Below are 3806 nucleotides of genomic sequence, written 5' to 3'. Positions count from 1 at the left end.
GACAGGTATGATGGCAGATATGGCTTATAGAATGGCTTTGAAGGTTCTCAGATTTCTCTCGGGAGCATGGGAGAAGCGCGCCAAAAAGGTTAGGGAAGAGGCCGCTTATAATAAATAACATTGCGGTATTGTTCAATTCACTGATATCACCTCAATAATTTTTTTGGAAATCAATGAAAGATGAGGTATTATCTGTATAACAAAATTCAGGATTATTTGCTCATCATCTATTGGGAGATAATTTTGAAAGTGTGGTGGTTTTTTGAAACGTTATGACGAGAGAGATACCATGTTCGCCAGAATGGTCTACAAAAGGAGTTCAAAAGCCTATGAAGACTATTACGCAAGAAACCCTGAAAAAAAGGCTATTGACGATGAGCTACGAGACATGCCTGAACTCTGCTCACCAGAAACTCCGACATATGACCCCATAGATGCAAAAATCCCAAATGCTAACTTCAAGTTCCTAGCTGACATAAGACAGTTTGCTGAAGGCGAGAAAAACGAGAACAAAACACCCATAGAAGCAGAAAATATCAGCGAAAGACTAAAAAAACTTGTACTTTATTATGGGGCAAAGCATGCAGGAATTGCCAAAATGCAAGAATACCACTACTACAGCCACAGAGGTAGGTTGGCAGAACATTATGGTGAAAAGGTAACAGATCTGCTCCCATTTGGTATAGCATTCACCGTAGAAATGAAAAGGGAAGGGGTTGACAAGGCACCGCTATTGCCAGAAATAATAGAAAGCTCAAGGGCATATGTAGAAGCCGCGGTTTTGGGCATACAGCTGGCATATTTCATCCGTGAACTCGGTTATGATGCCAGAGTGCATATGGACGGAAATTACCTTGTCATAGCACCTCTGGTGGCCAGAGATGCTGGTATAGGCGTTATTGGGCGCCATGGACTTCTCATAACGCCTAAATATGGTACTTCTGTGAGAATAGGCGTTGTTACAACAGATATGCCTCTTGTTCCAGACCAGAAGCTTGATATACAGATTGAAAAGTTCTGCGAGATTTGTGGGCTTTGCGCCTCCATCTGCCCCGGAAGGGCTATACCAGAAGGCCCTCGCCAGGAAATCGATGGCATCCTCAAATGGCAAGTCAATCAGGAAAAGTGCTATGGATTCTGGCGAAAGGTAGGCACTGACTGCGGGATTTGTATGAAAAGCTGCCCTTTTGGAAAAAGCATTGAACTCACTGAACTAAAAGAGGAAGAATATCAAGCCAATCCTTTTTTGCTTCTGGAAAAACTTAGGGAAAAGTGAAAATAAGGTGATGTATTAAATGAACATTCAATACAAACCCATCGGGATAGTTCATTCACCATATGTTGAAAAATCGCAGGCACCTAGACAGGGCGTTCTTAACGAAAAACATGAATTTGTGATCGAGGTTTTTCAGGATTTTTCAGAAGGCCTTGATGGTATAGAACAATACGATTATCTGATCGTCCTTTGCCATTTTCATCAGTCGCAGTTCAAGGGATTGAAAATCTTTCCTCATGGAAGCAACGAAAAGCGGGGAGTTTTCGCCACTCGTTCCCCTAACCACCCAAATCCCATTGCCTTTAGCGTAGCAAAACTGATAAGAAGAGAAGGGAATTCACTTATAGTTAAGTGTATGGACGCCATTAACGGTACCCCGGTATTGGACATAAAGCCTTATATCCCTTCCCTGGATTCTAAGCCCTGAAACTTCTGTAAAGCCTATCCAGCTCTTCTGCGGTTATTAGCTCAGAAGACGAAGCCTTTTTTGTGCAACAATAACGGGCTGCTATTTGGCCTCTTAATATAGAATCTTCAAGCGAATAACTATCTATTAGATAACTGGACAAAAAGCCGACCGCAAGGCTATCTCCAGCCCCTGTGGTATCAATCACAGGATCTTGCAGCTCTACAGCCGGGAAAAAGGTTATTCCATCTTTTGTCCCAACAGCGCAGCCTCTCTTTCCCATGCCGGAAATCACTATCCGATCTTTCTTTTTTTTAAGAAATGCCTTAACAAAGGGGGTGGGATCATCAAAATTAACACAGGAAAAGAACAGGACATCTGCAAATTCTACGTAATCACTTCGGTAAGTATCGTCAATATCTACAATATCCTGAAGATCTACAGAGATTATTAAACCCTCTTCCCTTGCAATAGGCAGCAAGTACCTTGACCAGTTCACGATATTGAAGTGGGCAAATTTACTCCCAGAAAGAATTCTGCGGCAGATTTCTAAATCAGGCTTAAGCTGCATTGAACCTTTGCCGTCGTAAAAGGTTTTTCTTGTTCCATCGCTGAAAATCAAATTCACGCTTCTTTTTGTCCCCATCGAATCAAGAAAAACACCTTTTGTGTCAATTCCATCAGCTTGAAGTTCACAAGCAATATGCCTTCCCATATAATCATCGCCAATAAACCCGATAAATGCTGTTTTTTTACCGAGCCTTGCAAAACCCTTGCTGGAATACCCTCCGGCCATGCCAATATAATCGAGGTTCTCTGTGAAACTGGCTTCCAGCACAAAATCTACTGAATTAGCACTAATATATACATTGGTGTCAATTCCAACTGCTCCAATGACAACAACTTCAAATCCTTGCTTCATGATAATCCCTCACATACTTTTCAAAATAATAATAAGAGGAGCTAAGCTCCTCTTATTCATACTCCTTTGGTGTTAATGCTTTTATTGTGAAAGCAGCAAGAGCAATCTTAAACAAATCTCCGGGAATGAAAGGCAGCACGCCCATTTGCAAAAGCTGTGCAAACGATATGGACTGCTTGTTGAACAAACCAAACCACAACCAGAGATTGACTAATCCAGTGGCATAAACGATAGCACTAGCGGCAAACATTACAACTACAGCAGGGAAAAAGTTCCTTGCCTTTGGATGGGTATCTATGTATCTTCCAACAAAAAGAGAAGCGACGACAAAGCCAACTAAATAACCTCCAGTTGGGCCAAACAAAGCGGCTACTCCACTATTAAGGCCAGCAAACCATGGAACTCCAGCAATACCCAGAACGATATAGAAAAGCTGGCTAACACCTCCCCACCAGGCTCCAAGGGCAACTCCGGAAATTAACACGGCAAAGGTTTGCCCTGTAACGGGAACAGGTGTTCCGGGAAGATAGAACTTAATCTGAGCTAATACACCTGTGAGTGCAGCCACAGCAAAAGAAAGGGCGAGTTTGTTTAATAGTGGCTGGGCTCTTGGCCATTCAAACAACTTTTTTCTCAGTGTGAAATAGCGTTCTGCAATGCTGGTCATCATGAAAAGACACCTCCAAAGCTAAGTAAATTCAACTTAAATATACCATTTGCCCTTTCCCTTTTTGAGGGCAATATTGTATCAATAAGATTGAAGCCAGTAAAGGCTGTTTTTTTGCCTCTTAATTTTGGTTGACTTTGTGAATCGCAATTTGATAGTATAAACCAAGGCTAATCAGAGGTGAGCAAAATGCTGGTTTACATTGAAACAAAATTGAATATGTTCTGGTGGTGGCAGAAAAGCCCCTTTGGCGGGTAGTTCTGCTATGCCATAAGAACTATCATAAAGGGGCTCTCATTTTGAGGGTCCCTTATTTTTTGGAGGTGAGGAAATGAAGGAAAGAATTATTGTTACTATGCCAAAGGAAGAAATGATAAGCGAGTGGTATAACGTAAAGGCAGACCTTCCATTTGTGCTTGATCCGCCCTTAAACCCACAAACAAAAGAGGTTATAACTCCAGAGGCACTTTCGGCAATTTTTTGCCCTTCGATTATTGAGCAGGAAGTTACAACCCAGAGACACGTTAAAATTCCC

General features: G+C 41.9%; 4 protein-coding genes and 1 pseudogene. 3 read left to right on the top strand and 2 right to left on the bottom strand.

All coding sequences use genetic code 11. The features are described from left to right. Positions 1-262 precede the first annotated feature (262 nt). Together AC3LHT_RS09525 and tsaA are read left to right on the top strand one after the other, a co-directional pair. Positions 263-1276 (top strand): 4Fe-4S dicluster domain-containing protein, encoded by a 1014-nt coding sequence (locus AC3LHT_RS09525; RefSeq protein ID WP_488662720.1) that lies wholly within the window; start codon positions 263-265, stop codon positions 1274-1276. 19 nt (positions 1277-1295) lie between these two features. Next, the gene (gene tsaA / locus AC3LHT_RS09520) at positions 1296-1703 is read left to right on the top strand and encodes a tRNA (N6-threonylcarbamoyladenosine(37)-N6)-methyltransferase TrmO (protein ID WP_290647249.1); all 408 of its coding nucleotides are present in this window, start codon (positions 1296-1298) and stop codon (positions 1701-1703) included. Here tsaA and AC3LHT_RS09515 read toward each other — a convergent pair. Both AC3LHT_RS09515 and AC3LHT_RS09510 read right to left on the bottom strand, forming a co-directional pair. Continuing rightward, the gene (locus tag AC3LHT_RS09515; protein WP_290668170.1) at positions 1693-2604 is read right to left on the bottom strand and encodes a carbohydrate kinase family protein; all 912 of its coding nucleotides are present in this window, start codon (positions 2602-2604) and stop codon (positions 1693-1695) included. The two genes, tsaA and AC3LHT_RS09515, sit on opposite strands and share 11 nt — an antisense overlap. Before the next feature lie 52 nt (positions 2605-2656). Beyond that, positions 2657-3274 carry a biotin transporter BioY gene (locus AC3LHT_RS09510; RefSeq protein ID WP_488662719.1) on the bottom strand — a complete coding sequence of 206 codons (618 nt, stop codon included), beginning with the start codon at positions 3272-3274 and terminating at the stop codon, positions 2657-2659. A gap of 328 nt (positions 3275-3602) precedes the next feature. Between AC3LHT_RS09510 and AC3LHT_RS09505 the strand changes: the two are divergent. Beyond that, positions 3603-3806: pseudogene (locus AC3LHT_RS09505) on the top strand (TrpB-like pyridoxal phosphate-dependent enzyme); the annotation flags it as partial.

It is taken from the genome of Kosmotoga sp., from assembly GCF_982836095.1.
This window is presented reverse-complemented; position numbering and strand designations above follow the sequence as displayed.

Coding starts and splice junctions, on each gene's coding strand:
- AC3LHT_RS09510 (WP_488662719.1), bottom strand. CDS start 3,274: ATGATGACCAGCATTGCAGAACGCTATTTCACACTGAGAAAAAAGTTG.
- AC3LHT_RS09515 (WP_290668170.1), bottom strand. CDS start 2,604: ATGAAGCAAGGATTTGAAGTTGTTGTCATTGGAGCAGTTGGAATTGAC.
- tsaA (WP_290647249.1), top strand. CDS start 1,296: ATGAACATTCAATACAAACCCATCGGGATAGTTCATTCACCATATGTT.